Genomic DNA, 25,913 nt, shown 5'->3' with positions numbered 1-25,913 from the left:
CCTCTATGCCGCCATCGGATATAGCGCCCGAGGTATCAAGTACGGCGCCCGTCGTGGCGTCGGTCGCGCCTGCGCCCACAGCACCGGCGGTGGTCGCAGCGCTGCCGCCGGCGCCATCCCCATTGGGGCCACCCGGCCCGAAGCGCACCAGCATAGGCCTGGTTTGTCCGACGCAGGTGCCGCCAGAGATGCCGCGCAAGGCACTGCAAGAGGGCATTGAGGGCGTGGTCAAAGCGCAAATTCATGTCAAGGACGGCACCATTTTGGACGTCACGATTTTGTCCGGCCCGCGTGTGTTTCATGCCGCTGTCAAAGCCGCCATGTTGCAGTACAGATGTATCACCGATGAGGGCGAGGTCACTGCCACGCAGGAGTTCACCTTCAGGTTGGAGTAGGGGTCTGCTCGGCATCATGGCTATTGGCGCTTTGTGACTCCCTGCACGGATGGCTTCGCGCGCAATGCCTTTATTAGTCGTTCTTATCGATTCACTCTTAGGCTGATCCTTCAGGAAATCAAGGGTAAACCCATACCAATGACCTCCTTAGCAGGGGTTTTTCGGTGACTACAATTGCGTCCACCAAACTGCCAGCGTCTCAATGTTGGCAGGTTTATTGCTTGAAGACTTAGCAAAGCTTACAAGGCGGTAGCGCTTGTCAACCAAGTGGCTGACGAAAGTGGCTAATTCACGCGACGGTCAAAAATCGGAGAAGTTTATGGATACCTTGATACAGCAGATCATCAATGGTCTGGTGTTGGGCAGCATGTATGCCTTGGTGGCGCTGGGCTACACCATGGTCTACGGCATCATTGGCCTGATCAACTTTGCGCACGGCGAGGTGCTGATGGTTGGCGCCCTCACCAGCTGGACCATTATTGGCTGGATGCAGGAGGCCATGCCCGGCACGCCGGGATGGCTGATTCTGTTGATATCCCTGATCATCGCCTGTGTGGTGGCGGCGACGCTCAATTTTGTGATTGAAAAGGTGGCGTATCGGCCACTTCGGGACAGTCCCCGGCTGGCGCCCTTGATCACGGCCATTGGCATGTCGCTGCTGCTGCAGACCTTGGCCATGATCATCTGGAAGCCCAATTACAAACCTTACCCGACCTTGTTGCCGCGCACACCGTTTGAGATCGGCGGCGCGGTGATTACACCGACCCAAGTCCTGATTCTGGGCATGACGGTGGTGTCGCTGGCCGTGCTCATGTGGTTGGTCAACTACACCAAATTGGGCCGTGCCATGCGGGCCACGGCCGAGAACCCCCGCGTGGCGGCCCTGATGGGCGTCAAGCCCGATGTGGTGATTTCCGCCACCTTTGTGATTGGCGCGGTGCTGGCGGCCATTGCCGGCGTGATGTGGGCCGCCAACTACGGCACCGTGCAGCACACCATGGGCTTTTTGCCAGGCCTGAAAGCCTTTACCGCAGCGGTGTTCGGCGGTATTGGTAATTTGGGCGGCGCTGTGCTGGGTGGCATCTTGCTGGGTTTGATCGAATCCCTGGGCGCCGGCTACATCGGCACGCTGACCGGTGGTGTGCTGGGCAGCCACTATTCCGATATTTTTGCCTTCATTGTGCTGATCTTTGTGCTGACCTTGCGACCCTCGGGCTTGCTCGGTGAGCGCGTGGCAGATCGAGCCTGATCCCCGAGGAACATCATGAAACAACAACAGAAAATCGTTGTCTTCCTGTTGGCAGCCGTCGGCCTGCTGATATTGCCGCTGATTCTGCAGAGCTTTGGCAATGCTTGGGTGCGCATTGCCGACATGGCGTTGCTCTATGTGTTGCTGGCCCTGGGGCTCAATATTGTGGTGGGCTACGCCGGCCTGCTGGATTTGGGTTACGTCGCCTTTTTCGCCATTGGCGCCTACATGTACGGCCTGCTGGCGTCGCCCCACCTGACTGAGACTTTTGCCTGGATTGGCGCGATGTTTCCAGAAGGCTTGCATGCACCGTTATGGATCGTGATCCCGGCGGCCGCCGCTCTGGCGGGATTTTTCGGAATCTTGCTGGGCGCTCCGACTCTGCGCCTGCGCGGCGACTACCTGGCGATTGTGACTTTGGGTTTCGGTGAAATCATTCGGGTGTTCCTGAACAACCTGGACCACCCGGTCAACATCACCAATGGGCCCAAGGGCATGAGCCAGATTGATTCCCTGAGTTTCTTTGGGCTGAACCTGGGCAGAACGCTCGACATCGGCGGCTACGAGGTGAACTCTGTGTCCCTTTACTACTACCTGTTCCTGGTGCTGGTGTTGTTCAGCATACTGATCTCGCATCGGCTGCAGCTCTCGCGCGTGGGGCGGGCCTGGATGGCCATTCGTGAAGATGAAATAGCCGCCAAGGCCATGGGCATCAATACCCGCAACTTGAAATTGCTGGCTTTTGGCATGGGGGCTACTTTTGGTGGTGTGTCAGGCACCATGTTTGCTTCTTTCCAGGGCTTTATTTCGCCTGAGTCCTTCAGCCTGATGGAGTCGATCATGATTGTGGCCATGGTGGTGCTGGGCGGCATCGGGCATTTGCCAGGTGTCATTCTGGGTGCCGTGCTGCTCTCGGCCTTGCCCGAGGTGTTGCGCTACGTCGCCGGGCCCTTGCAGGCCATGACCGGTGGCCGGCTGGATTCATCGATTTTGCGTCAACTCCTGATTGCCCTGGCCATGATCAGCGTCATGCTGGTGCGTCCGCGCGGTTTGTGGCCGGCGCCAGATCACGGTAAGTCCTTGCAGCAGAAGGGAGAAGGCGCATGACAGATACTGTACTCAACGTCGCCAACGTTTCCAAACGATTTGGCGGCCTGCAGGCTCTGAGCGATGTCGGCATTCAAATCAAACGCGGCCAGGTTTATGGCCTGATCGGCCCCAACGGCGCCGGCAAAACCACATTCTTCAATGTGCTCACGGGCCTGTATGCGCCTGACAGCGGCAGCTTTGAGCTCGCTGGCAAGACTTACCAGCCCAATGCCGTCCATCTGGTGGCCAAGGCGGGTATTGCACGCACCTTCCAGAATATTCGCCTGTTCGCCGAGATGACCGCGCTGGAGAACGTCATGGTCGGACGTCACGTCCGCACGCATTCGGGCTTGCTGGGGGCCATTTTCCGCACACCGGGTTTCAAGAGAGAAGAAGCCGCGATTGCCGGACGCGCACGGGAGTTGCTGGACTATGTCGGCATTGGAAAATTGGCCGACTACAAGGCCCGCACGCTGAGTTACGGCGACCAGCGCCGCCTGGAGATTGCCCGCGCGCTGGCGACCGACCCGCAACTGATTGCGCTGGACGAGCCTGCCGCCGGCATGAACGCAACCGAAAAGGTCTTGCTGCGTGAGTTGATCGACAAGATCCGCAATGACAACCGCACCATTTTGCTGATTGAGCATGATGTGAAGCTGGTGATGGGTTTGTGCGACCGTGTCACGGTGCTGGACTACGGCAAACAGATTGCCGAAGGCACGCCGGCCGATGTGCAGCGAAACGAAAAAGTAATTGAGGCCTATCTGGGCACCAGTGGGCATTAGTCAGTTGGGGACAGCGCTAAAAGTCTGTCCCGCAAGGAAATAACGATGGCAAAAACTCTTCTCAAAGTAACTGGTCTCAAAGTGGCTTACGGCGGCATCCAGGCCGTCAAAGGCATTGACTTTGAAGTGCACGAGGGCGAACTTGTGTCACTGATCGGCTCCAACGGCGCTGGCAAAACCACGACCATGAAAGCCATTACCGGCAGTTTGCCGATCAACGATGGCGATATCGAATACCTGGGCAAAAGCATTCGCGGCCAAGGCCCCTGGGACTTGGTGAAACAGGGCCTGGCCATGGTGCCGGAAGGGCGTGGCGTCTTCACCCGCATGACGATTATTGAAAACCTGCAGATGGGCGCCTACATCCGTGACGACAAGCCCGAGATACAGGCTGACGTTGACAAGGTGTTCACCATCTTCCCGCGCCTCAAAGAGCGCCGTGATCAACTGGCGGGCACGTTGTCTGGCGGCGAGCAGCAAATGCTGGCCATGGGCCGCGCCTTGATGAGCCGCCCCAAAGTGCTGCTGATGGACGAGCCTTCCATGGGTCTGGCACCGATCATGGTGGACAAGATTTTTGAAGTGGTGCGTGACGTCTATGCACAAGGCGTGACGGTGTTGCTGGTGGAGCAGAACGCCAGCCGTGCTTTGACCATTGCCGATCGGGGCTACGTCATGGAGTCGGGCCTGATCACCATGTCGGGCGATGCCAAAACCATGCTTCACGACCCGAAAGTACGAGCTGCTTATTTGGGCGAGTAAACCAAAGCGGTCTGGCACAGCGCATTTATTTATAAGAAATCAGGCTGTAGCCCCCGTCCAATAAGTCTTTATCGCTATTATTTAAATAGCATCCTGCTCGTTAAACGGGATCTACCCCACGCGAGGCAGTGCCGGCCCACGGGTTCAGATTCCTCGCCTTGACTTGCGCAGCCGCCATTGTTTCCGTGGGGTTGTTTGATTTCGCTCAAGTTCATGAGGTGTTGCGCGCGGCACAGTGTGGTCCATGCTGTCTATTCATACTATTGCCCGGGCCGTTAAGCGAGAAGTTGCTGCTCGGGGTGCGCTTTTGCTCAGGCGCGCCAATCTCTCGCCGTGGGTCACCTATGTGGAGTCGGGGCGTGTGGCCCTGGGCGTCATGGACGGTGACGTCATGGAGCATCAGTTGGGCGTGGTTGAAGGCCCTTGCTGGCTGGAGGCGACGTCTGCCGTGTTGAACCTGCCGCATGCCGTGGATGCGGTTGCAGAAACTGAAGTTATTTTGCGCCGTGTGCCAGTGGCTGAATTTCTTCGTTCGCTGTCTACGATGTCGATGTCAGCTCAGACGGTTTTGCGCGACGTCGCCAAGGCGCACCGCCAGCAAACCGAATTGGCGATCAGCCGCCTGGCCAAAGATGCCGAGGCGCGCTGTGCCGAGTGGCTATTGCAGCATGCCCAGACGGGCGACCGAGGCGTGTTGGCAGTGCTGTTGCAGCAGCGCAAGCGATCGGTTGCAGCACAGTTAGGCATTGCGCCTGAGACATTTTCCCGTGTGTTGCGCCACATGCGTGAGCGCAGCCTGATCAGCGGTTCGGGCCGCACCTTGAATCTGGTGGACCCGGGGGGGCTTCGGTTGCTGGCTGGCGTCTGAATCCGACCGGCGTTGCAGTCATGCCAGAATAATGCATGACCAGCGCCACCACGTTTGCTTCCCCTGACATCACCGTGCTGGACCGGTCGCCGGAGAATGCCACCGCCGCCCTGTACTGCGCCGCCATTGGACCGATCAACTCTGGCTATTACGTCCCTGTCTTTGCGCGCTTTGAGGCGGTCGGGCGCGCGGGCCCAAGCTGGAACTGGGCGGCCAGCCTGTATACCCTGAATTGGATGATTTTCAGGCACCTGTGGGCCGCGGCAGGCGCCTATGTCACGCTCGTGCTGGGTCTGTTTTTGCTGGTGTTCGGCATGGGCCGCCTGCTGGGGCACGGCTCTGAGGCGGTCGACCTGGTTTTGATGGTGGTGTGCTGCGGGCTCAGCTACGTGCTGCCAGGCGTCTTCGGGAATGCCATTTTTCATGCCAAGAGCCGCCAGAAAATGGCCGCTGCGTTGTCCGCCACCCCGACGCTGGCAGATGCCTGCAAGCGATTGAACCAGCAGGCCAGTTCCCGTCAACGCTTTCTCCGGCTGGCATCGGCTAATTTGGCGCTGGCGGCCATTGCCGCACTGGCCTATGTCGCGTGGCCAACTGCGACCATGAGACCGGTCAGCCCGGCGGCAATCCCCGTCATAAGCAATCTCGCGCCGCCTGTGCCAGCGCCAGTTGTTGCCATCCAATCTATCAATATAGACGCAGTTCCAACGGCAATGCCAACGCCGACTCCGGCTGCATCCCTTGTCCCTGGCGAGCCAGCATCGGTGCCGGCAGGGGGCAAACTGATCGTGCCACTGGCCAAAATCGTCACGGCAGCGGCCAGTGTCACACCCGAGAACCCGACTACTTTGCCAGTGACAGGGCAACGCTACTTCATCAATGTCGGTCTGTTTGCGAAAGACCGCAATGCGCGCAACGCTTACGCGAAATTGCGCGCAGCGGGTCTGCCCGCCTTCAAGCAGACGCTTAAAGGCCGCACCCGCGTGCGCGTTGGACCCTTTGCCACCCAGGTCGGGGCCGATGCAGCGGCCGAACAAATCCATGCACTGCAATTGGCCGCTGTGGTGTTTCAACACTAGCGGGTCAGAACGCTCACCCAGGAAGATGGCTGCTGCGGCGCGTCAGTGGCTTTTTGACGCGCATGGCAGGTTGAGTCGGAATCCGTTGTCAGTGCCTGTGAAGTTCTCGTGGCACGAGGCTAAGGCAAAATGGGGGCTGGAATATTAAGATCACCAGCAGAATGACCCCTCCTCGACTTCATCTTGCAGGTATCACTAAAAGCTATCCCGGTGTCGTCGCCAACAGCGATGTCTCTCTGACCGTCATGCCGGGCGAGACCCATGCGGTGCTGGGTGAAAACGGCGCCGGCAAATCAACCCTGATGAAAATCATCTATGGCGCGGTCAAGGCCGATGCCGGCACGATGATGTTCAATGGCCGCTCAGTGCACATCCGGAATCCGCAAGAGGCGCGCGCCCTGGGCATCAGCATGGTGTTTCAGCATTTCAGCTTGTTTGACACCATCACCGTGGCTGAGAACGTCTGGCTCGGTTTGGGCAAGCACTTGAGCTTGGCGGAGGTCACACACAGCATCACCACCAAGGCGGCTGAATACGGGCTCGACATCGACCCCGCGCGACCGGTGCACACCTTGAGTGTTGGCGAGATGCAGCGGGTTGAAATCATCCGCGCCCTGCTGACCAACCCGCAGTTGTTGATACTCGATGAGCCCACCTCGGTGCTCACGCCGCAAGCCGTGGAGAAGCTGTTTGTGGTGCTGAAAAAGCTCGCCAGTGAGGGCTGCAGCATTTTGTACATCAGTCACAAATTGCACGAAATCCGCGAGTTGTGCAATGTCTGTACTGTGCTGCTGGGCGGCAAAGTCACCGGGGTGTGTGACCCGGCACAGGAGACCAACGCCACTTTGTCGCGCCTGATGATCGGTGCCGAGTTGCCCCAACTCGTCCGGCATGAGCCCAAGCTGGGGGCGCCGCTGCTACGGGTGCAAGACCTGACGCTGGCTCGCGCCGACCAGTTTGGCGTGGACCTGGACGGCATCACGCTGGAGGTGCGCGCGGGCGAGGTGGTGGGTATTGCCGGCGTGTCCGGCAACGGCCAAAAGGAATTGCTCTACGCCTTGTCGGGTGAAGATGTGCGTGCCAGGCCGGGGTCGATGCTGATGGGCGACGTGGATGTGTCGCGCCTGCACCCGGGTGGACGGCGCAAGTTGGGCCTGCATTTTGTGCCTGAAGAGCGACTGGGTCGCGGTGCCGTGCCCGAGTTGGGGCTGGCGCACAACCTGTTGCTCACGCGCCATGAGTCCATTGCCTTCCCGCACCTTGGCGGGGGCTGGATCAGGGTTGCACAACTTGAAGCGCAGGCATCAAGCATCATCAAACGGTTCAACGTCAAGGCCAGTGGCCCACGCGCGGTGGCGCGGTCCTTGTCAGGTGGCAATCTGCAGAAATTCATCGTCGGGCGCGAAATTGATGCGAATCCCAAGCTGTTTGTCGTGTCCCAACCCACTTGGGGCGTCGATGTGGGGGCAGCGGCGCAAATTCGGGCCGAAATACTGGAACTGCGTGATGCCGGCTGCGCCGTGCTGGTGCTGAGCGAAGAGTTGGAGGAACTGTTTGAACTCAGTGACCGCCTGCATGTGATGGCCCTGGGCCGGCTGTCTCCCTCGCTGCCGATTGGGCAGGCCACGGTGGAAAAAGTAGGCGAGTGGATGAGCGGACTCTGGGATATTGGGGAGGCGGCATATGCTTAGGCTCGAAGCCAGACCACAACCTTCCGCGCCGTGGAGTTATGCCTCGCCCGTGCTGGCATTGCTGGTGACCGTCATGATCGGTGTCCTGCTGTTCACGGCTCTCGGCAAGGACCCGGTGAGTGCGCTCAGCGTATTTTTTTGGGAGCCCATCAGAAGTGCTTATGCGCTGGGTGAATTGGCCGTCAAGGCCACACCTTTGTTGCTGATTGCGCTCGGCCTGGCGGTGTGTTTCCGCTCCAATGTCTGGAATATCGGCGCCGAAGGGCAGTATGTGCTGGGCGCCATCGCGGCCAGCGGCGTGGCTTTGCTGGCCAACAAGAGCATGGGCGGCTGGATTGTGCTGCCCATCCTGGTGGCAGGTGTATTGGGGGGTATGTTCTGGGCCGGCATCACCGCCTGGTTGCGTGACCGCTTCAACGCCAACGAGATTCTGGTGAGTCTGATGCTGGTGTATGTGGCAGTGCAGGTGCTGAGCTACCTGGTGTCGGGGCCATGGAAAGACCCGCAGGGCTATAACTTTCCGCAGAGCAAGACCTTCGATCTGGTCACCCGCATCCCGCGCTTGTTTGAGGGCTCGCGCGTCAGCATTGGTGTGTTTCTGGCGCTGCTGGGCGTGGGCGGAACCTGGATATTCTTATTTCGCACCCGCGCTGGTTTTGCGCAGCAGGTTGGGGGGCTGGCCCCGGCCGCGGCCCGTTATGCCGGATTTTCTTCGCGCCGGGCGCTGTGGGTGGCGTTGCTGGTGTCGGGCGGCACGGCCGGCTTGGCCGGTGCGCTGGAGGTAGCGGGTCCCATTGGTCAACTGACGCCTTATGTGCCGGCCGGTTACGGCTTTGCCGCCATCATCGTCGCTTTTGTGGGGCGTCTGCATCCGGTGGGTATGGTGTTCTCGGCCATTTTGATGAGTATGTTTTACATCGGCGGTGAGCTTGCGCAGTCGCGTCTGGGCTTGCCCAAGTCGCTCACGGGCGTGTTTCAGGGTTTGTTGCTGTTCACCTTGCTGGCGTGCGACACGCTGGTGAATTACCGCTTGAAGTGGGGCAAATGATGGAGTCTTATGCACTGCTGATGGCGGCCACGCTGAACGCGGGCACCGTGCTGGCGCTGGCGTCGCTGGGCTTGTTGATCAATGAAAAAGCGGGCATTGTCAATCTGGGCGCGGAGGGCATGATGCTGTGCGCTGCCATTGCCGGTTTTGCGGCGGTCGTCTATTCAGGCAATGACTGGCTGGGATTTGCCGCCGGCATGGGCGCGGGTGCCGTGCTGGCCCTGGTGTTTGGTGGTCTGGTGATCTGGCTCAATGCCAACCAATATGCCACCGGTCTGGCGGTGAGCTTGTTTGGCGCTGGCTTTTCTGCATTTGTGGGTATCGGCTACGTGCAGGAGAAAATCCCGCCGCGCCCCAGCTTTGCCATTCCTTACCTGTCGGATATTCCCTGGTTTGGCCCGGCTTTGTTTCGGCACCATCCCTTGGTGTACCTGACGGCTCTTTTTGCGCTCGGCCTGATCTGGTTTTTGTACCGCACTCGCCCCGGTCTGATTTTGCGCAGTGTTGGGGAAAACCCGGAATCCGCGCACGCACTGGGCTACCCGGTGCGCCGTATCCGTCTCGTGGCGGTGGTGGCCGGGGGCGCATTGTGCGGACTGGCTGGCGCCTACGTTTCGATTGTGTACACCCCGCTGTGGGTGGAAGGCATGGTGGCAGGCAAAGGCTGGATTGCCTTGGCCTTGACCACATTTGCCACCTGGCGCCCCGCACGCGTGCTGCTGGGAGCGTATCTGTTTGGCGGCGTGACCATGTTGCAGTTTCACTTGCAGGGAATCGGGGTGGAGGTTCCCAGCCAGTTTCTGACCATGCTGCCTTATCTGTCAACCATTCTGGTGCTGGCGCTGATCTCGCGCAATCCGCAGTGGATTCGCATCAACATGCCGACTTCGATTGGCAAGCCGTTCTACCCGGATTCCTGATTTTCCCGGTTCATAATCGCATTTTTTACCCGTCACCCACTTCGCCAAAGAAAGAATTGACATGACCGACCTGCAAAAACGCTCACTGTTGAAAATTGCCGCACTCACTGCCATCGCTTCGGCTGCGCTGGTGGGCTGCGGCAAAAAGGAAGAGCCCGCACCCGTTCCGGCGCCGGCACCGGTTGCCTCGGCACCCGCGCCAGCGCCCAAGCCCGAGCCCTTGAAAATTGCCTTTGCCTACGTCGGCCCGGTGGGTGACGGTGGCTGGACCTTTGCGCATGACAACGGCCGCAAGGCGCTGGAAGCCGAGTTCGGCGACAAGATCAAGACCTCGTTTGTGGAGAACGTGCCCGAGTCGGCGGACGCCGAACGCGTGCTGCGCGACATGGCGGGGCAGGGCAACAAGCTGATTTTTGGCACCACCTTTGGCTACATGGAGCCCATGCTCAAAGTGGCGGCGGACAACAAGGGCATCAACTTTGAGCATGCCACCGGCTATAAACAGGCCGACAACATGCGCACTTACGACAGCCGCACCTATGAAGGCGCCTACATGGCCGGTGTGATTGCCGGCAAGATGACCAAGAGCAACACCCTGGGCGTCGTGGCCTCCATCCCAATTCCGGAAGTGATCCGCAACATCAACAGCTTCACACTCGGTGCGCAGAGCAGCAACCCCAAGGTCAAGACCAAAGTGGTGTGGGTGAATGGCTGGTTTGACCCGCCGAAAGAAACCGAAGCCGCCACCAGCCTGATCAATGGCGGCGCCGACGTGCTGTTTCAGAACACCGATTCGCCGGCTGTGCTCAAGACCGCCGAGGCCAAAGGCAAGCGCGCCTTTGGTTGGGATTCCGACATGACCGCGTACGGCCCCAAAGCGCACCTGGCATCGAGCGTCATCAATTGGGGCCCTTATTACATCAAGGCCACGCGTGAAGCTCTGGAAGGCAAGTGGATCGGTGGTGGTCATTCCTGGTGGGGCGTGAAAGAGGGCGCAATTGACATCGTGTCGATCGCTGAAGATGTGCCCGCTGAGACCAAAGCCAAAGTGGAAGAGGTCAAGAAGGGCCTCGCTGACGGCAGTTTCAGCATCTGGAAAGGTCCCATTACCGATAACACCGGCAAGGTGCAGGTTGCCAAGGATACGGTGGCGGACGACAAGTTTCTCGGTGGCCTGAACTTCTTCGTCAAGGGCGTTGAAGGCAAGGTGCCTGGCAGCAAGTAATCTGCTGCGCAGTGTCACAGAAGCCGCCTGCGGGCGGTTTCTGCGTTTTGGTGCCGGTTCGAATGGATGGCTCTGGGCGCACACCGTTTTGAAAGTGAGTTTGACGGGCAGGCCCCGGTCGACTGATTCAAAAGGGTATTGGTGAAAACGCGGGTTGATCGAAAGCGGCGAGTCGATAGAATCACGCGGTCTAAGAAGTTGTCAAGGGGCAACGTCTGGCAAATATTCAATAACTTAGGAAATATCTCATGAGCAACCGTCGCGAATTCATTGTTCAACTCAGTTTGGGTAGCAGCGCCCTGATCGGCGCCAGCGCCATCGCCGCTGATCTTCCCATGGTTGCTGCAACCGATGCCCAAGCCAAGGCGCTGGGCTATGTGGCGGACGCTACCAAGGCGGACAAGGCTAAATTCCCCAAATTTGCTGCCGGGCAAACGTGCGGCAATTGTGCGCTGTACCAAGGTAAGGCGGGCGCTGCATCGGGTCCTTGCCCGCTGTTCGCCGGTAAGCAAGTGGCCGCCAAGGGCTGGTGCAGCGCTTACGTCAAGAAGGCATAACCCACCGGTCGGCGATGCCAACATCGCCCGAGCGCATGGTCAGGCACCGTGCGCGCTAAATGGACGCCTTGATCGGTTTCAGATTGACGGTTACGTCACCGCATTGCGCCCGCTGGCGCAATGCATGGTCCATGACCACCAGCGCCAACATGGCCTCGGCAATTGGGGTGGCTCGAATGCCGACGCAGGGGTCGTGACGGCCTTTGGTGATAACTTCAGTGGGCTGGCCCGCCATGTCAATCGATTCGCGCGGGGTCAGGATCGAACTGGTGGGTTTGATGGCAATCGATACCTCCAGGTCTTGTCCGCTGGTGATGCCGCCCAATACTCCCCCAGCATTATTCGATTTGAAGCCTTGGGGTGAGAGCGAGTCACCGTGCGTGCTGCCGCGTTGTGCCACGCTGGCAAAACCGGCACCAATTTCCACTCCTTTGACGGCATTGATGCCCATCATGGCGTAGGCAATGTCAGCGTCCATTTTGTCAAACAAGGGCTCACCCAGACCCACCGGCACATTCGACGCCGAGACGCGGATGCGGGCGCCGCAGGAATCACCGGTCTTGCGTAGCGCTTCCATGTAGCTTGCCACCACGGACACGTCGGCCATCGGTGCAAAAAATGGATTGTCGGGCACAAAATCCCACGACTCAAAAGTAATCGGTAGTTCGCCGATCTGCGTCATGCAGCCCCGAAACACCGTGCCATAGTGCTCCGCCAGCCATTTCTTGGCCACCGCACCGGCGGCCACCATAGGTGCTGTCAATCGCGCCGAAGAGCGTCCGCCCCCGCGCGGGTCGCGGATACCGTATTTTTGATAATAGGTGTAGTCGGCATGGCCCGGGCGAAAGGTCTGGACAATGTTGCCGTAGTCTTTGCTGCGCTGGTCGGTGTTTTTGATCAGCAAGCAGATCGGTGTGCCGGTGGTTTTGCCCTCATACACACCGGACAAAATTTCGACTGCATCAGGCTCATTGCGCTGCGTCACAAATTTGGAAGTACCGGGGCGGCGCCGATCCAGGTCGGGCTGGATGTCAGTGACGCTCAAGGTCATGCCTGGCGGGCAACCGTCAATCACGCAGCCAATGGCCGGGCCGTGGGATTCACCAAAGTTGGTGACTGCGAATAGTTTTCCAAAAGTGTTGCCGCTCATGGCGGGAGATTATCCCAGACCGTCACCCCTTGTGCGATCGAACTTGACAGGATAATGCGAGCTTACCTTCGCAAGCTTCACAAGGAAAACCATGCCTGGCTATTCAGACCCCGGTTTTGACACGCTGGCACTGCACGCCGGCGCCGCCCCGGACCCCGCCACCGGTGCGCGCGCCGTGCCGATTCATCTCACCACATCATTCGTCTTTGAGTCCAGCGACCACGCCGCCGCCTTGTTCAACCTGGAACGTGCCGGCCACGTCTACTCGCGCATCAGCAACCCGACCAACGCGGTGCTGGAGCAGCGCGTTGCCGCGCTCGAGGGCGGCATCGGTGCCATCACAACCGCCAGTGGTCAGGCTGCGCTGCACCTCAGTATTGCCACGCTCATGGGCGCGGGCTCGCACATTGTGGCCTCCACGGCGCTGTACGGTGGCTCCCAAAACCTGCTGCACTACACGCTACGCCGCTTTGGCATTGAGACGACTTTTGTGAAGCCGGGTGACATCGACGGCTGGCGTGCCGCCGTGCGGCCGAACACCAAACTTTTTTTTGGCGAAACCGTGGGCAACCCTGGGCTGGAGGTGCTGGACATCGCGACCATCTCGGCAATCGCCCACGAGGCGGGCGTGCCGCTGCTGGTGGACTCGACCCTCACCTCGCCCTGGCTCATCAAGCCGTTCGACCATGGCGCCGATCTGGTCTACCACTCGGCCACCAAGTTCCTGAGCGGCCACGGCACGGTGATCGGCGGCATTGTGGTGGATGGCGGCACATTTGACTGGGACAAATCCGGCAAATTCCCGGAGCTGACCGAGCCCTATGCGGGCTTTCACAACATGGTGTTCAGCGAAGAATCGACCGTGGGCGCCTTCCTGTTGCGCGCCCGGCGCGAGGGCCTGCGCGACTTTGGCGCCTGTCTGAGCCCGCATTCTGCGTGGCTGATTCTGCAGGGAATTGAGACCCTGTCGCTGCGCATGGAGCGTCACATGAGCAACACGCGCAAAGTGGTGGAATTCCTGGCCAGCCAGCCGTTTGTTGCGCGTGTCGGGCACCCGCTGCTGGCCTCCCACCCGAGCCACGCACTGGCGCAACGGCTGTTGCCGCGCGGGGCCGGCTCGGTGTTCAGCTTTGACCTCAATGGCAGCCGCGAGCAGGGCAAGAAGTTCGTCGAAAGCCTCAAGGTCTTCAGCCACCTGGCCAACGTGGGCGACTGCCGCAGTCTGGTAATTCACCCCGCCAGCACGACGCACTTTCGCCTGAGCGACGAGGCGCTTGCCGCAGGCGGCATCACGCAGGGCACGATCCGCCTGTCGATAGGCCTGGAAGACCCGGATGACCTGATTGACGACCTCAAGCGGGCGTTGAAAACGGCAGAAAAGGCAGGTGCATGATGGAACTCACAGTCAACGGCCACAGCACCTATTGCTACACCGGTGGGAAGACTTTCGATGCCACCAAGCCCACCGTTATCTTCATCCACGGCGTATTGAATGACCACAGCGTGTGGATTTTGCAGACCCGCTACCTGGCCCATCACGGCTGGAACGTGCTCGCAGTGGACCTGCCGGGCCACTGCCGAAGCGCAGGCGACCCACCGGCCACGGTGGAAGACGCCGCCGACTTTGTCATCGCCCTGATGGATGCGGCGGACCTGGACAAGGCCGCGCTGGTGGGTCACAGCTTTGGCTCCCTGGTCGCGCTGGAAGCCGCCGCTCGCGCACCGGAACGCGTTAGCCAACTGGTGCTGGTGGGCACAGCGTTCCCCATGAAGGTGTCGCCCGCCCTGCTGGAATCCTCGTTGAAGGAGCCTACGCGCGCCCTGGAGATGGTCAACATCTTTTCACGCTCAACCCTGGCGCCGCCGCCATCGGCCCTGGGGCCTGGCACCTGGGTGTATGGCGCGTCCATGGCGCTGGGGCGCCGGGTGCTGGCCAGCAACCCGCGCGTCAACCTGTTTCATACCGGTTTCAAGGCCTGCGACAGCTACAGTCATGGGGAGGCGGCGATGGCGCAGGTGCAGTGCCCGGTGCTTTTTGTGTTGGGCCGCGTCGATCAGATGACGCCACCCAAAGCGGCGCAGGGTCTGATCAAAAAGGCGTTGAACGCCCAAGTGGTTTACCTGCCCGGCGGCCACCACCAGATGAATGAGACGCCCGAGCCGATGCTGGCGGCGTTGAACGGGTTTTTGAAATCGTGAGGCGTCTGGGGGTGTCAATGACTGCAACGCGCAAGGGTGATGTTCAGGGGCGCGCCTGTTTTTCCCTCGCGCGGGCTTGGCCTAAAAAATGACACCCCAAAGGGCGCCAAGCCCTATTTCACCGAAGCTAAGGCTTTAACCAGCGAGCGCCGCAAAGGCCCGCGCTGTGATCTCATCCACACCGCCGGTGCCGCTGATCGCGCGGTATTTGGGTGCGGCAGCCGGTTCGGCCTTGGCCCAGTTGCTGTAGTAATCCACCAGCGGACGGGTTTGCGCGCTGTACACCTCCAGCCGCTTCTTCACGGTCTCTTCCTTGTCGTCATCGCGCTGAATCAAGGGCTCGCCGGTGACGTCGTCCACGCCTGCCACTTTAGGCGGGTTGAACTTGACGTGGTAGGTGCGACCGGAAGCCGCGTGCGAGCGCCGGCCACTCATGCGCTCGATGATGGCGTCAAACGGCACGTCGATTTCCAGCACATAGTCAAGTTTGACACCGGCGGCTTTCATGGCGTCGGCCTGCGGAATGGTGCGCGGAAAGCCGTCAAACAGGAATCCCGCCGCGCAGTCGCTCTGGGCAATGCGTTCTTTCACCAGGTTGATGATCAGGTCGTCGCTGACCAGACCGCCCGCATCCATCACCTTTTTGGCTTCAATGCCCAGCGGCGTGCCGGCCTTGACCGCAGCGCGCAGCATGTCGCCGGTTGAAATTTGCGGGATGCCGTATTTCTGGCAGATGAACGTGGCTTGCGTGCCTTTGCCGGCGCCGGGTGCGCCCAACAGGATGAGTCTCATGGTTTTCCTTTGATTTGCTGAAAATCAGTTAGCGATCCGGCTGGCTTTCAAGTCAACCGGGGTGCCTCGTTTGCGCACAAGAATAGCACGCGTCAAGGTCGCCCTGGCTGACGCCGATCAAGCACCAAACAGGCGGCGCACACGCTCCAGGTCCTCGGGCGTGTCCACGCCCGGGCCGGGTGCGTGGGGCGCGATGTGGACGGCAATCCGGTAGCCGTGCCACAGGGCGCGCAGTTGCTCCAGCGATTCCGTGATTTCGATCGGGGCCTGCGCCAGGGTCGGGAAGCGGCGCAAAAAGCCGACCCGGTAGGCATAGAGGCCAATGTGGCGCAAGGGGGGAGGGCTGGGCAGCGCAGCGCTGTCGTTGGCGGTCAGGGGCTGGTCGCGCCAACAGGGAATCGGGGCGCGGCTGAAATACAGCGCCAGCCCTTGGGCGTCGAGCACCACCTTGACGACGTTGCGGCTGTTGAATTCTGCTTCACTATTTATAGCGTGTACCGCCGTGCTCATGCTGGCTGCAGGCTGATTAAGAAGAAGGCCGGCGACGGCGGCGACCAGTGACGGGTCAATCAGTGGTTCGTCGCCCTGCACGTTGACCACGATTTCGTCGTCGCCCAGCCGGAGCAAATCACAGGCCTCGGCCAGCCGGTCGCTGCCAGAGGGGTGGTCGGTGCGGGTCAGCACGGCCTCGATGCCGTGGGCCTGGCAGGCTTCGACGATCAGCGGGCTGTCGCCTGCCACCACGACACGCACACGTCCGGCGAGGCTGGCACCGGACAGCACCCGCTGCGCCACCCGCACCACCATCGGCGCCCCGCCAATGTCAGCCAGGGGCTTGTTCGGCAGGCGGGTCGACGCCAGCCGCGCCGGAATCAGGACGGTGAAAGTCAAAGACCGAGTTCCTCGTCGCTCAGCGTGCGGGCTTCGCTTTCCAGCAGGATCGGAATGCCGTCGCGCACCGGGTAGGCCAGTCGCGCGCTGCGGGAAGTCAGCTCCTGCTTCTCGCGGTTGTATTCGAGTGGCCCTTTGGTGACCGGGCAAACCAATAATTCAAGTAGTCGTGTGTCCATGGGCTGATGATAGCGTTGGCGAGGGATCTGTCTGAAGCAGGCGGTCGAGGCGGGCGTCGAGTTGCGCCAGAAAGGCGGGCTCTGGCGTGACGAGCAGCGGCACGGCCAGGGCATCAGGTTCTAACGGCCACAATTTAACCGCATCTTTTTCGGTGCAAATCAGGGTGTAGCCCTCGTAGTCATTACGTAGCCAGCTATCAAAATCGTAGTGATCCGGCAGCGCCAGGGTGCGTGCCAGGGTTAAGCCCTGGGCGCGCAGCATGGCAAAAAAATCCTCGGGTTTGGCAATGGCGGCCAGCGCCAGCAGGGGCTTGTTGCACAGGCAGGCCGGGCCGGCCAGATCGCCGAGTGCCTGCTGGCTGCCGTCCGCCTTTATGGCGTAGCGGCTCAGCGTGCGCTGCGCGCAGAAGCCGGCAAAGGCGGGCGGTGTGCCGGTGTGCAGCACCAGGTCCACCGCGCGCGGCCAGGGTTCGCGCAAGGGACCGGCGGGCAGCAAAAAGCCGTTGCCGACGCCGCGCTCGTCAAACACACAAATCTCCAGGTCGCGCTGCAGGCCCAGGTGTTGCAAGCCGTCGTCGCAGACGATGATCTGCGTTTGCGGGTAGCGTGCCAGCAGCGCACGGGCGGCGTCAACCCGGCGGCTGGCGACAAACACAGGCGCGGCCGTGCTGCGCTGGATCAGGGCCGGCTCGTCGCCGACGTCGGCAATCGCGCTGTCAGAACACACCTCGCGGCAGTCGTGGGTCTGGCGGCCATAGCCGCGCGAGATCACCCCCACCTGCAGGCTGCGCGCCTGCAAGTGCCGCACCAGCATCATGACCACCGGGGTCTTGCCCGCGCCGCCCGCCACCACATTGCCGACCACGATCACCGGGACCGGCACCCGCTCTGATTTGAAGATGCCTGCCTGGTACAGACTGCGGCGTAACTTGACCAGCACGCCATACAGCAGCGAGATGGGCCATAACAGCCAGGCCAGCCAGCCGCGGTGTGTCCAGGCACGGGTCAGGTGTTGTTCCCAAGTCGCTGCCTTCGCTTGTTGATTCATGATCTACCGGCCCGGGTATTGGCATTGCTTTTGATTTTTAGGCGTTGTATCCCCCCCCTTCCCCCAACCCCTTCCACCCCCGCCGGGGCGGAAGGGGAGCGAACAGCCACATTTGGCCGCGTCTTTGAAGGTGGGAAATAAACGCGCAATGGCGCGTTGGCCACTAAGCAACTGATTGGCTTCTCGGTGGGTTGGCGCCACTTGGAGACCAGCGTGCAATCAACAACAAATTTCCCACCTTTAGACACGCGGCCACATGAGGCTCCCCTGTTCCGCCCGGCGGGGCGGGAAAGGGGCGGGGGGGTATGGGTGGGGGTAAGAACGTTCAAAACTCCATCCCAGTCAAGACAACCGAAAAATATCTCTTTCACGGTCATTGCGCCCCAGGAATCAGGTTCCGCGTAAGCGCCGCAAGTCCAGGGCGACAACGGTTTTCCTGCAAGCACCTTATCTCTCAGTTGCCCTTGGCATGCGCCGTCGACTGGGTGGCGAAAGTGATTTGGCTCAGGCCCGCGCGTCGGGCCGCTTCCATGACCGTGATCACGTCCTGGTGCCGGGCACTGGCATCGGCATGGATGATCACCACCGAGTCCTTGCCCGCTTTGGCACCTTCGCTCAGGGCGGCGGCGAGGATGTCCACGCTGCGGCCCGTCACGGGCGTCTTGTTGACGGTATACGCTCCTTCGCTGCTGACGCTGACCAGCACTTCCCTGGGGTAATCGCGCTGGGCTTCGGTGTCAGCCACCGGCAGCTTGAGTTGCAGTTCGGTGAACCTGCTGTAGGTGGTGGAGAGCATCAAGAAAATCAGCACCACCAGCAACACGTCAATGAACGGGATCAGGTTGATCTCGGGTTCTTCCTTTTGACGCGGACGAAAATTCATGGCTTGCGCAGCGTGTTGAGGTGGCGCGCCAGCCGCTCCGACGCCAGTTCCAGCGTCAGCAGGTACTCGTCAACGCGGGCCCGGAAGTAGCGCCAGAAAATCAGCGACGGAATGGCCACGATCAGGCCAAACGCGGTGTTGTAGAGCGCAATCGAAATGCCATGCGCCAGTTGCGCCGGGTTGCCCCCGGTTGCGCCGCCGGGCGTCGATTGCGAGCCAAAAATCTCGATCATGCCCACGACCGTGCCAAACAAGCCCATCAGCGGCGCCGCGGAGGCAATGGTGGCGAGCGCGTTCAGGTATCTTTCCAGCCGGTGCGCGACCAGGCGACCGGTGCTCTCCATGGTGGAGCGCAGCTCGTCCTCGCTACAACGCGGGTGGCTGTTGAGCGCGCGCAAGCCGCTGGCCAGCACTTCACCCAAGGCCGAGTTCTGCGCCAGCTGATTCACGACATCGGGCGTCGGCACCACCGTGCGCGTGATGGTCAGTACCTCGTCGAGCAATTGGGGCGGTGCGATTTTGGCCGTCTTGAGACTGACAAAACGCTCAATGACGAGCGCCAGGGCCAGGATAGAGCAGGCAACCAGCGGCCAGATCGGCCAGCCTGCGGCTTGTATGATTGAAAACAAATGGGGTCTCCGCGCAGATGAAATGCCGCGCAATTATGGCGCACGTCCCAAGTCTTGGACTTCATCCGTCTGGGAGACTTATTCCACCGGGTGGGTGTCTGCCCCGGTCACCCACAAAATCTGTGGATAACTTTGTGCAAAACTGGCTGCTGAAGTGCCACTGAGCCGCATGGGCTGGGGCTTGTGACAGATCGATGACAAATTAGGCAGTGAAAAATACAATGAAATCAATAAATTGCACCACGGTATGCGGCGATCAACGGGGCTTTCAAAATGGCAACGAACCATGCCTGCCCTTGTGGAGCATTCCCCTGTCACAGCCCGATGCCAGCCGTCGTTTTCTTCATGTTTGAAACCGACAACCCCGCTATGACGCCTCGTATCTGGCAAATTGGTGCGCTGTGCCGCGCCATCGCTGCTGCGCTCGATACCCGTTTCAACCCGGTCGTCGTGCGCGGCGAACTGTCGGGTTTTTCGCGCGCGTCGAGCGGGCATTGTTATTTTTCTCTCAAGGATGAAAGTGCGCAGATTCGCTGCGCCATGTTTCGCCGCGCTGCCAGCTCGCTCGACTTTTCGCCGCGCGACGGCGAACTGGTCGAGGTGCGCGGTCGCCTGGGGGTCTATGAGCCGCGTGGCGATCTGCAATTGATTGTGGAGAGCATGAGCCGGGCCGGGCAGGGCGCGCTGTTTGAGCAGTTTCTCCAACTCAAAGCCAAGCTCGAGGCTCAGGGGCTGTTCGCTACTGAGCGCAAACGCCAGCTACCCGTTTTGCCGCGTGGCATTGGCGTGGTGACCTCGCTCGGTGCGGCTGCTTTGCACGATGTGGTGACGACCCTGCAGCGGCGCGTGCCGCACATCCCGGTGGTCATTGCGCCAGCCACGGTGCAAGGCAGCAACGCACCCCGCGAGTTGATTCAGGCGCTATCGAATTTATATCGGCTTACGCAGGAAGGACGGGGGCTAGAGCCTGATTTTACTAAAAAGACAAAGAAGAAGGGCGAGTCCGCCGCACCCTGCATCGATGTCATTTTGCTGGTGCGCGGGGGCGGTTCGATGGAGGATTTATGGGCCTTCAACGACGAGCAACTGGCGCACACATTGGCGCAAAGCCCGGTGCCCATTGTTTGCGGCGTCGGCCATGAAACCGACTTCACCATCGCTGATTTTGTCGCCGACCTGCGCGCGCCAACGCCCACCGCCGCGGCCGAGTTGGTGGCGCAGCCGCGTCAGGTCTGGCTGGGTGCGCTTGATGCGGCGGCGCGCCGCCTGCAGGACGTGGTGTTGCGCCGCCTGGATCAACAAAGCCAGCGTCTGGACCTGACAACGTCGCGCCTTGGACGACCGTCGGCGCTGGTCGGGCGTCAAGGCCTGCGCCTGGGCGCTAGCGCGCAACGGCTGCAACTGGCATCAACCCATTTTGTGCAGCAAAGACAGCAAGCCTTGCTGCGGCTGCAGGTGGCTTTGCCCACGGCGGCGCAGCGCGGCCTGCAGCGCCAGGACGAGCGTCTGCAGCGCGCGGCACTGCGGCTGGGCCTGCTCGACCCGCATCTGGTCCTTGAGCGCGGCTACGCCTGGTTGAGCACGCCGGACGGTGTCGGCATCAGCAGCGTGCAGCAGACCTGGCCCGGTCAGGCCGTGCGGGCCACCCTTGCCGATGGCGCGGTTGATTTGACGGTGACCCCCTCGATTTGAGCAAAGTTTCTACAATTGCCGATCTCCAACAACCAACTCATGAGGACATCATGGAACACAAACTGCCCGCCCTGCCGTACGCGATTGACGCGCTGGCCCCCGCCTACTCCCAGGAAACGATGGAGTACCACTACGGCAAGCACCACAACGCCTATGTCGTGAATCTCAACAATCTGCAAAAAGGCACTGATTTTGAGAATATGTCACTTGAAGACATCGTCAAAAAAGCCAGTGGTGGCATTTACAACAATGCCGCGCAAATCTGGAACCACACCTTTTTCTGGAACGGCATGAAGCCTCAGGGTGGCGGTGAGCCCACCGGTGCGCTGGCAGCCGCCATCAACGCCAAATGGGGCAGCTACGCGGCGTTCAAAGAAGCGTTCGTCAAGTCGGCCGTGGGCAACTTTGGCTCCGGCTGGACGTGGCTGGTGAAAAAGGCCGATGGTTCGGTCGATATCGTCAACATGGGTCCCGCGGGCACGCCGCTGACCAGCGCCGACAAGGCGCTGCTGACGGTTGATGTGTGGGAACACGCCTATTACATTGATTACCGCAACCTGCGCCAGAAATACGTTGAAGTCTTCTTTGACAAGCTGGTGAACTGGGGTTTTGCGCAAGCCAATTTCGCCTGAAGTCGGCTTGACCTGAATCACCGGCTGGGCCCGCCGGTGGTGGTGCCATGAACAAAGCTTTCACCAAGGAAACCGATGACGCCGACGAGGACGACGCGCCATCGCCATCGCCTTCACTGCCCGCAGGTGGCAAAAATTACATCACACCGCAAGGGTACGCCCGCTTACGCGACGAATTGCTTGATTTGATCGATAACCAGCGGCCTCAGGTGGTGGAGGCGGTTTATTGGGCCGCCAGCAACGGCGACCGTTCTGAAAACGGCGACTACATCTATGGCAAAAAACGCTTGCGCGAGATTGACCGGCGTATCCGTTTTTTGACCCAGCGGCTTGAAATCGCGCAAGTCACCGACCCGGCGCTGCACCACGGCAGTGAGCAGATTTTCTTTGGTGCCCATGTGACGTACGTTGAGGCCACAGGCACGGCGCGCAGTGTCACCATTTTGGGCATCGATGAGGCCGACAGCGCCCAAGGCCAGGTCAGTTGGGTGTCGCCGATCGCCCGCACCCTGCTGCAAGCCCGCGTTGGCGATGAGTTGCAGCTGCTGACGCCACTCGGCCGGGTGGAGATTGAGGTGATTGGCGTCGACTATCCGGCGCCCGCTGCCTGAGTCGCTGCAACGATCTATTGGGTGACTTTGGACCGTTGCGCTTTGAGCACGGCATGCGTTCTTCTGAGATTGCCCAAGGCAGTTTCAAGCTGTTTGCTGTCACGCACGGCAATCACAAAACGCAAGTCTGTGGCGTCCTGCGCGGCTTCATCTTCCATGTCAATGTGCGTGATGTCGACCTCGGCAGCGGCGAGGGCGGCAGCGACCCGGGCCAACACGCCGCGGCCATTGACAACAGTCACCCGCACCTCGGTTTCAAAGGGGCGTACCGGGTCGTCCGACCACTGCACGTCAATAAAGCGCTCACTGTCATTGAGTTTGAGCTTCTGGGCTACGGCGCAGTCCGCTGCATGCACCAGCAAACCCTCGCCGCGCCCCAGGTAACCCACAATGGCGTCGCCCGGCACCGGTCCGCAGCACGGCGCGAAACGGATGGAGGCGTTTTCGCTGCCATCGAGCACGACGCCGCCTTGTGCCACCGCTTCGTTCGTGGTGTAACGCTCGCGCGTGAGCAACAAGGCGTCCGGCTTTTCGCCTCGGTCGGTCAGCAAGGTCAGCAAACGCTTGGCAACGATGCTGGCAATGCGTTTGCCCAAGCCAAGGTCCAGGAACAGTTCGGACATGCTCTTGTTGCCGGTAAAGCGCAGTAACTTCTCCCACAGCAATCGATTGCTGCCGGTGTCGTCCGGCAATTTTTCAATGCCTTCGGCGCGCAGCGCCTGCGCCAACATCTTTTCGCCCAGGTCCTCAGACTCGGTCTGGGCCAGCGTCTTGAGGTGCTGGCGAATTTTTGAGCGGGCGCGCGCAGTGCGGACAAACCCGAGCCAGGCCGGATTGGGGGCGGCGCCCGGCGCGGTGACAATTTCAATGACGTCGCCATTCTTGATCTCGGTGCGCAAGGGTACTTGTTCGCCATTGATCCGTGCCGCCAGCGTGCGGTCGCCGACATTGCTGTGAATCGCGTAGGCAAAGTCCACCACCGTGGCCCCTTTGGGCAGTGCCATGATCTGGCTTTTGGGCGTAAAAACATAGACCGCATCCGGGAACAGGTCAACCTTGACGTGATCCCAAAACTCGGCGGCATCGCGTGTTTCATCTTCGATGTCAAGCAGCGACTGCAGCCACTTGGAGCCCAGCCAGTCGCCGGTGCCGCTGCCTTGCGGGGTGTTGACTTTGTACAACCAGTGCGCGGCAACCCCCGACTCGGCGACCAGGTGCATGGCCTCGGTGCGTATCTGAAACTCCACATTCACCCCGGACGGGCCGACCAAGGTGGTGTGCAGCGACTGGTAGCCATTGAGCTTGCCAATGGCAATGTGGTCCTTGAACTTGCCGGGTACCGGTTTGTAGAGCTGGTGCAAGGTGCCCAGCGCGGTGTAGCAGTCAATCACGCTGGGCACCAGAATCCGAAAGCCATAGATGTCCGTGACCTGGGCAAATGTGAGGTGCTTCTCCTCCATCTTCTTGTAGATCGAATACAAGGTTTTCTCGCGACCGGCAATGCGCACATCCATGCCACTGTTGGTGAAGGCGGTGTCGACTTCTTCTTGTACTCTTTGGATCAGATCGCGTCGGCGACCGCGCGACTTGGCCACCGCCTTGGACAAAATGGCGTAACGCCAGGGTCGCAAATAGCGAAACGCCAGGTTCTGGAGTTCACGGTAGGTCTGGTTCAGACCCAGGCGATGCGCAATCGGGGCGTAGATGTCGAGCGTCTCGGTGGCAATGCGGGCCCATTTGTCGCGCGGAGCGTCCGACAGCGTGCGCATGTTGTGGGTTCGATCCGCCAACTTGATCAGGATGACGCGCACGTCGCGCGCCATGGCCAGCAGCATTTTGCGAAACGACTCGGCCTGGTTTTCTTCGCGGGTACTGAAATGCAGCTTGTCGAGCTTGGTCAGGCCGTCCACCAGCTCAGCCACGGGCGAGCCAAAGCGCTCGATCAGCTCAATTTTGGTGACGCAGCAATCCTCCAGCGCATCATGCAGCAGCGCCGCCATCAGTGCCTGGGCATCGAGCTTCCAGTCGGCGCATTGGGCGGCGACGGCAATCGGGTGGGTGATGTAGGGTTCACCGCTGTTGCGCAGTTGTCCCAAATGGGCTTGGTCGGCATAGCGGTAGGCCAGGCGCACCTGCGCCAGATCCGATGCTGACAGGTAGTCGAGTTTGGCCGTCAGGCCGGCAAAACTGGCCGCGGCTGCGTTGACTGCCGCCGGGCTGGGCAAGTCGGCCACGGGCCGCGGCCCCGCCGCGGCTGGTTTCTTGCTGGAGTTGGGTTTGACAACGGTACTCACCCCGTGAATATAGCGTGCCGACGGCGTTTTGCCGCGCGCCAATAAAAAAGCACCGCAAACGGTGCTTCTTTGGCATTGGAGAAAACCCTCAGAGCGGCACTTTTTTCAGCATCTCCAGGCCAATTTTGCCTGCGGCGATCTCGCGCAGGGCGGTGACGGCGGGCTTGTTCTTGCAATCCACCTTGGGCGCATGGCCTTGGCTCAGCATGCGTGCACGGTAGGTCGCTGCCAGCACCAGCTGAAAACGATTGGGGATCTGCTCAAGGCAGTCTTCGACAGTAATACGGGCCATGAAATTCTCCGAAAGACCAAGGGGTGTGCACTAGAAAATATGCAGTGCTTTGAACGTTTCAGCCCGAGCGCGACGCTGCGCCGAGAACTTGAGTCGCTGGGAATGAACAATCGCTTTCAGGTCAAAAAGCGCACGATCAAACAATTCGTTGATTATAACGAAGTCAAACTTATGCACTTGTGCCACTTCAATCGCTGCGTTTTTGAGCCGCAGTTCAATGACATCGGCTGAATCTTCACCACGGCGTTCCAGCCGTGCGCGCAACTCGTCCCAACTCGGCGGCAGTATGAAGATGCTGATGGCATTGGCAAACAGCTTCTTGATCTGTAGCGCGCCTTGGTAATCGATTTCAAGCACCACATCGGCCCCTTGGGCCATGCGCTCTTCAATCGCTCTTTTGGAGGTGCCATAGCGGTGCTGGTGCACCGAGGCCCATTCCACAAACGCATCGGCTTTCACCATGGCGTCGAATTCCTGCTCGGAGACGAAAAAGTACTCGCGGCCGTGCTTTTCCTGCCCGCGAGGCGCGCGCGTGGTATGCGAGACTGAGAGTTGAACGTGCGAGTCGAGCTCCAGCAACGCCTTCACCAGACTCGATTTACCAGCCCCACTGGGGGCTGCAACGACAAACAAATTTCCGGGGTAATCCATAAAGTCAGCTTGGCAAGAAAGTTACGAGTCGCGATCTTAGCAGTCGGACTTTGGACTTGACGGTGCGCACGGGTGAGGTCGCTACCGCCAGGGCAAGGGCCTCTGCTCACAAGTCAGTGGCAAAGGCGGCAGAGGCTGGATTTCCCGCTTCGGACGCGCTGGCCACCCGGGGGCTGGCGGCGATCTTTCATATAAAAATGCAAGGCCTGCGCTTCAATACGGTGTTCCATCCTTGTGGGCGGACCGCCATGCGCGACGCAAACGGCTCGGGATAAGTTGAAGGTTTTGTGCGGGGTGTTGCG

The 25,913-nt window shown here is 60.4% G+C and carries 26 protein-coding genes and 1 pseudogene; 17 read left to right on the top strand and 10 right to left on the bottom strand.

From position 1 onward, the window contains the following. The 12 genes and pseudogenes from WA157_RS17015 to WA157_RS16960 all read left to right on the top strand — a co-directional run. Positions 1 to 395, top strand: a pseudogene (locus tag WA157_RS17015) (energy transducer TonB); the annotation flags it as partial. Positions 396 to 714: 319 nt separating this feature from the next. Continuing rightward, on the top strand, positions 715 to 1,644 hold the full coding sequence (locus WA157_RS17010; RefSeq protein ID WP_422622087.1) for a branched-chain amino acid ABC transporter permease: 930 nt from the start codon (positions 715 to 717) through the stop codon (positions 1,642 to 1,644). 15 nt (positions 1,645 to 1,659) lie between these two features. Next, positions 1,660 to 2,751, top strand: a complete 1,092-nt coding sequence (locus WA157_RS17005; protein ID WP_422622086.1) for an ABC transporter permease subunit — start codon at positions 1,660 to 1,662, stop codon at positions 2,749 to 2,751. After that, the gene (locus WA157_RS17000; protein ID WP_422622085.1) at positions 2,748 to 3,518 is read left to right on the top strand and encodes an ABC transporter ATP-binding protein; all 771 of its coding nucleotides are present in this window, start codon (positions 2,748 to 2,750) and stop codon (positions 3,516 to 3,518) included. The genes WA157_RS17005 and WA157_RS17000 overlap by 4 nt, the downstream gene beginning before the upstream one ends. A 45-nt stretch (positions 3,519 to 3,563) precedes the next feature. Then, the gene (locus tag WA157_RS16995) at positions 3,564 to 4,280 is read left to right on the top strand and encodes an ABC transporter ATP-binding protein (protein ID WP_422622084.1); all 717 of its coding nucleotides are present in this window, start codon (positions 3,564 to 3,566) and stop codon (positions 4,278 to 4,280) included. A 244-nt stretch (positions 4,281 to 4,524) separates the two neighbouring features. Beyond that, entirely contained in the window at positions 4,525 to 5,148 is a 624-nt protein-coding gene (locus WA157_RS16990; protein WP_422622083.1) for a Crp/Fnr family transcriptional regulator, read from the top strand. 35 nt (positions 5,149 to 5,183) lie between these two features. Next, positions 5,184 to 6,227 carry an SPOR domain-containing protein gene (locus WA157_RS16985; protein ID WP_422622082.1) on the top strand — a complete coding sequence of 348 codons (1,044 nt, stop codon included), beginning with the start codon at positions 5,184 to 5,186 and terminating at the stop codon, positions 6,225 to 6,227. A 161-nt stretch (positions 6,228 to 6,388) separates the two neighbouring features. Next, positions 6,389 to 7,918 (top strand): ABC transporter ATP-binding protein, encoded by a 1,530-nt coding sequence (locus WA157_RS16980; protein ID WP_422622081.1) that lies wholly within the window; start codon positions 6,389 to 6,391, stop codon positions 7,916 to 7,918. Then, positions 7,911 to 8,966, top strand: coding sequence for an ABC transporter permease (locus WA157_RS16975; protein ID WP_422622080.1), 1,056 nt, complete (start codon positions 7,911 to 7,913; stop codon positions 8,964 to 8,966). Before WA157_RS16980 ends, WA157_RS16975 begins: the two co-directional genes overlap by 8 nt. Then, positions 8,966 to 9,886, top strand: a complete 921-nt coding sequence (locus WA157_RS16970) for an ABC transporter permease (protein ID WP_422622091.1) — start codon at positions 8,966 to 8,968, stop codon at positions 9,884 to 9,886. Before WA157_RS16975 ends, WA157_RS16970 begins: the two co-directional genes overlap by 1 nt. 61 nt (positions 9,887 to 9,947) lie before the next feature. Beyond that, positions 9,948 to 11,111: a BMP family ABC transporter substrate-binding protein gene (locus tag WA157_RS16965; RefSeq protein ID WP_422622079.1), complete on the top strand. Its 1,164-nt coding sequence runs from the start codon at positions 9,948 to 9,950 to the stop codon at positions 11,109 to 11,111. Between the two features lie 248 nt (positions 11,112 to 11,359). Next, complete coding sequence (locus tag WA157_RS16960) at positions 11,360 to 11,668, top strand: high-potential iron-sulfur protein (RefSeq protein ID WP_422622078.1); 309 nt, start codon at positions 11,360 to 11,362, stop codon at positions 11,666 to 11,668. Between the two features lie 55 nt (positions 11,669 to 11,723). Here WA157_RS16960 and aroC read toward each other — a convergent pair whose 3' ends face one another. After that, positions 11,724 to 12,818 (bottom strand): chorismate synthase, encoded by a 1,095-nt coding sequence (gene aroC, locus WA157_RS16955; protein ID WP_422622077.1) that lies wholly within the window; start codon positions 12,816 to 12,818, stop codon positions 11,724 to 11,726. A 91-nt stretch (positions 12,819 to 12,909) separates the two neighbouring features. On the opposite strand from aroC, the gene WA157_RS16950 reads away from it, so the two are divergent. Beyond that, positions 12,910 to 14,211 carry an O-acetylhomoserine aminocarboxypropyltransferase gene (locus WA157_RS16950; protein ID WP_422622076.1) on the top strand — a complete coding sequence of 434 codons (1,302 nt, stop codon included), beginning with the start codon at positions 12,910 to 12,912 and terminating at the stop codon, positions 14,209 to 14,211. Continuing rightward, positions 14,211 to 15,017, top strand: coding sequence for an alpha/beta fold hydrolase (locus tag WA157_RS16945; RefSeq protein ID WP_422622090.1), 807 nt, complete (start codon positions 14,211 to 14,213; stop codon positions 15,015 to 15,017). Before WA157_RS16950 ends, WA157_RS16945 begins: the two co-directional genes overlap by 1 nt. A gap of 135 nt (positions 15,018 to 15,152) precedes the next feature. Here WA157_RS16945 and adk read toward each other — a convergent pair whose 3' ends face one another. The 6 genes from adk to WA157_RS16915 all read right to left on the bottom strand — a co-directional run bounded on the left by adk (position 15,153) and on the right by WA157_RS16915 (position 19,439). Then, positions 15,153 to 15,809 (bottom strand): adenylate kinase, encoded by a 657-nt coding sequence (gene adk / locus WA157_RS16940; protein ID WP_011465430.1) that lies wholly within the window; start codon positions 15,807 to 15,809, stop codon positions 15,153 to 15,155. Positions 15,810 to 15,926: 117 nt separating this feature from the next. Next, complete coding sequence (gene kdsB / locus WA157_RS16935; RefSeq protein ID WP_422622075.1) at positions 15,927 to 16,700, bottom strand: 3-deoxy-manno-octulosonate cytidylyltransferase; 774 nt, start codon at positions 16,698 to 16,700, stop codon at positions 15,927 to 15,929. Further along, positions 16,697 to 16,879, bottom strand: a complete 183-nt coding sequence (locus WA157_RS16930; protein WP_422622074.1) for a Trm112 family protein — start codon at positions 16,877 to 16,879, stop codon at positions 16,697 to 16,699. The genes kdsB and WA157_RS16930 overlap by 4 nt, the downstream gene beginning before the upstream one ends. Next, entirely contained in the window at positions 16,860 to 17,927 is a 1,068-nt protein-coding gene (gene lpxK, locus WA157_RS16925; protein ID WP_422622073.1) for a tetraacyldisaccharide 4'-kinase, read from the bottom strand. Before lpxK ends, WA157_RS16930 begins: the two co-directional genes overlap by 20 nt. 454 nt (positions 17,928 to 18,381) lie before the next feature. After that, positions 18,382 to 18,810, bottom strand: a complete 429-nt coding sequence (locus WA157_RS16920) for an ExbD/TolR family protein (RefSeq protein ID WP_422622072.1) — start codon at positions 18,808 to 18,810, stop codon at positions 18,382 to 18,384. Continuing rightward, positions 18,807 to 19,439 (bottom strand): MotA/TolQ/ExbB proton channel family protein, encoded by a 633-nt coding sequence (locus tag WA157_RS16915; RefSeq protein WP_422622071.1) that lies wholly within the window; start codon positions 19,437 to 19,439, stop codon positions 18,807 to 18,809. Before WA157_RS16915 ends, WA157_RS16920 begins: the two co-directional genes overlap by 4 nt. A 345-nt stretch (positions 19,440 to 19,784) precedes the next feature. Between WA157_RS16915 and xseA the strand changes: the two genes are divergently transcribed. Genes xseA through greB form a run of 3 tightly spaced genes read left to right on the top strand, consistent with a single transcriptional unit; the run spans position 19,785 to position 22,374 of the window. Beyond that, complete coding sequence (gene xseA, locus WA157_RS16910) at positions 19,785 to 21,131, top strand: exodeoxyribonuclease VII large subunit (RefSeq protein WP_422622089.1); 1,347 nt, start codon at positions 19,785 to 19,787, stop codon at positions 21,129 to 21,131. Between the two features lie 50 nt (positions 21,132 to 21,181). Further along, complete coding sequence (locus WA157_RS16905; RefSeq protein ID WP_422622070.1) at positions 21,182 to 21,763, top strand: superoxide dismutase; 582 nt, start codon at positions 21,182 to 21,184, stop codon at positions 21,761 to 21,763. 47 nt (positions 21,764 to 21,810) lie between these two features. Further along, the gene (gene greB, locus WA157_RS16900) at positions 21,811 to 22,374 is read left to right on the top strand and encodes a transcription elongation factor GreB (protein ID WP_422622069.1); all 564 of its coding nucleotides are present in this window, start codon (positions 21,811 to 21,813) and stop codon (positions 22,372 to 22,374) included. A 14-nt stretch (positions 22,375 to 22,388) separates the two neighbouring features. Here greB and WA157_RS16895 read toward each other — a convergent pair whose 3' ends face one another. The 3 genes from WA157_RS16895 to gmk form a co-directional block, all read right to left on the bottom strand. Then, the gene (locus WA157_RS16895) at positions 22,389 to 24,608 is read right to left on the bottom strand and encodes a RelA/SpoT family protein (RefSeq protein WP_422622088.1); all 2,220 of its coding nucleotides are present in this window, start codon (positions 24,606 to 24,608) and stop codon (positions 22,389 to 22,391) included. 148 nt (positions 24,609 to 24,756) lie between these two features. Next, a complete protein-coding gene (gene rpoZ / locus WA157_RS16890) occupies positions 24,757 to 24,960 on the bottom strand; it encodes a DNA-directed RNA polymerase subunit omega (protein ID WP_011465420.1) in 204 nt (67 codons plus the stop codon). Between the two features lie 30 nt (positions 24,961 to 24,990). Continuing rightward, entirely contained in the window at positions 24,991 to 25,611 is a 621-nt protein-coding gene (gene gmk, locus WA157_RS16885) for a guanylate kinase (protein WP_011465419.1), read from the bottom strand. Positions 25,612 to 25,913 lie beyond the last annotated feature (302 nt).

Origin of the sequence: Rhodoferax ferrireducens (assembly GCF_049302455.1) — a bacterium.
In the GTDB taxonomy this organism is placed as follows: domain Bacteria; phylum Pseudomonadota; class Gammaproteobacteria; order Burkholderiales; family Burkholderiaceae_C; genus Rhodoferax; species Rhodoferax ferrireducens_B.
Note: the sequence above shows the minus strand (reverse complement) of the source record. Positions and strands in the feature narration are given on the sequence as shown.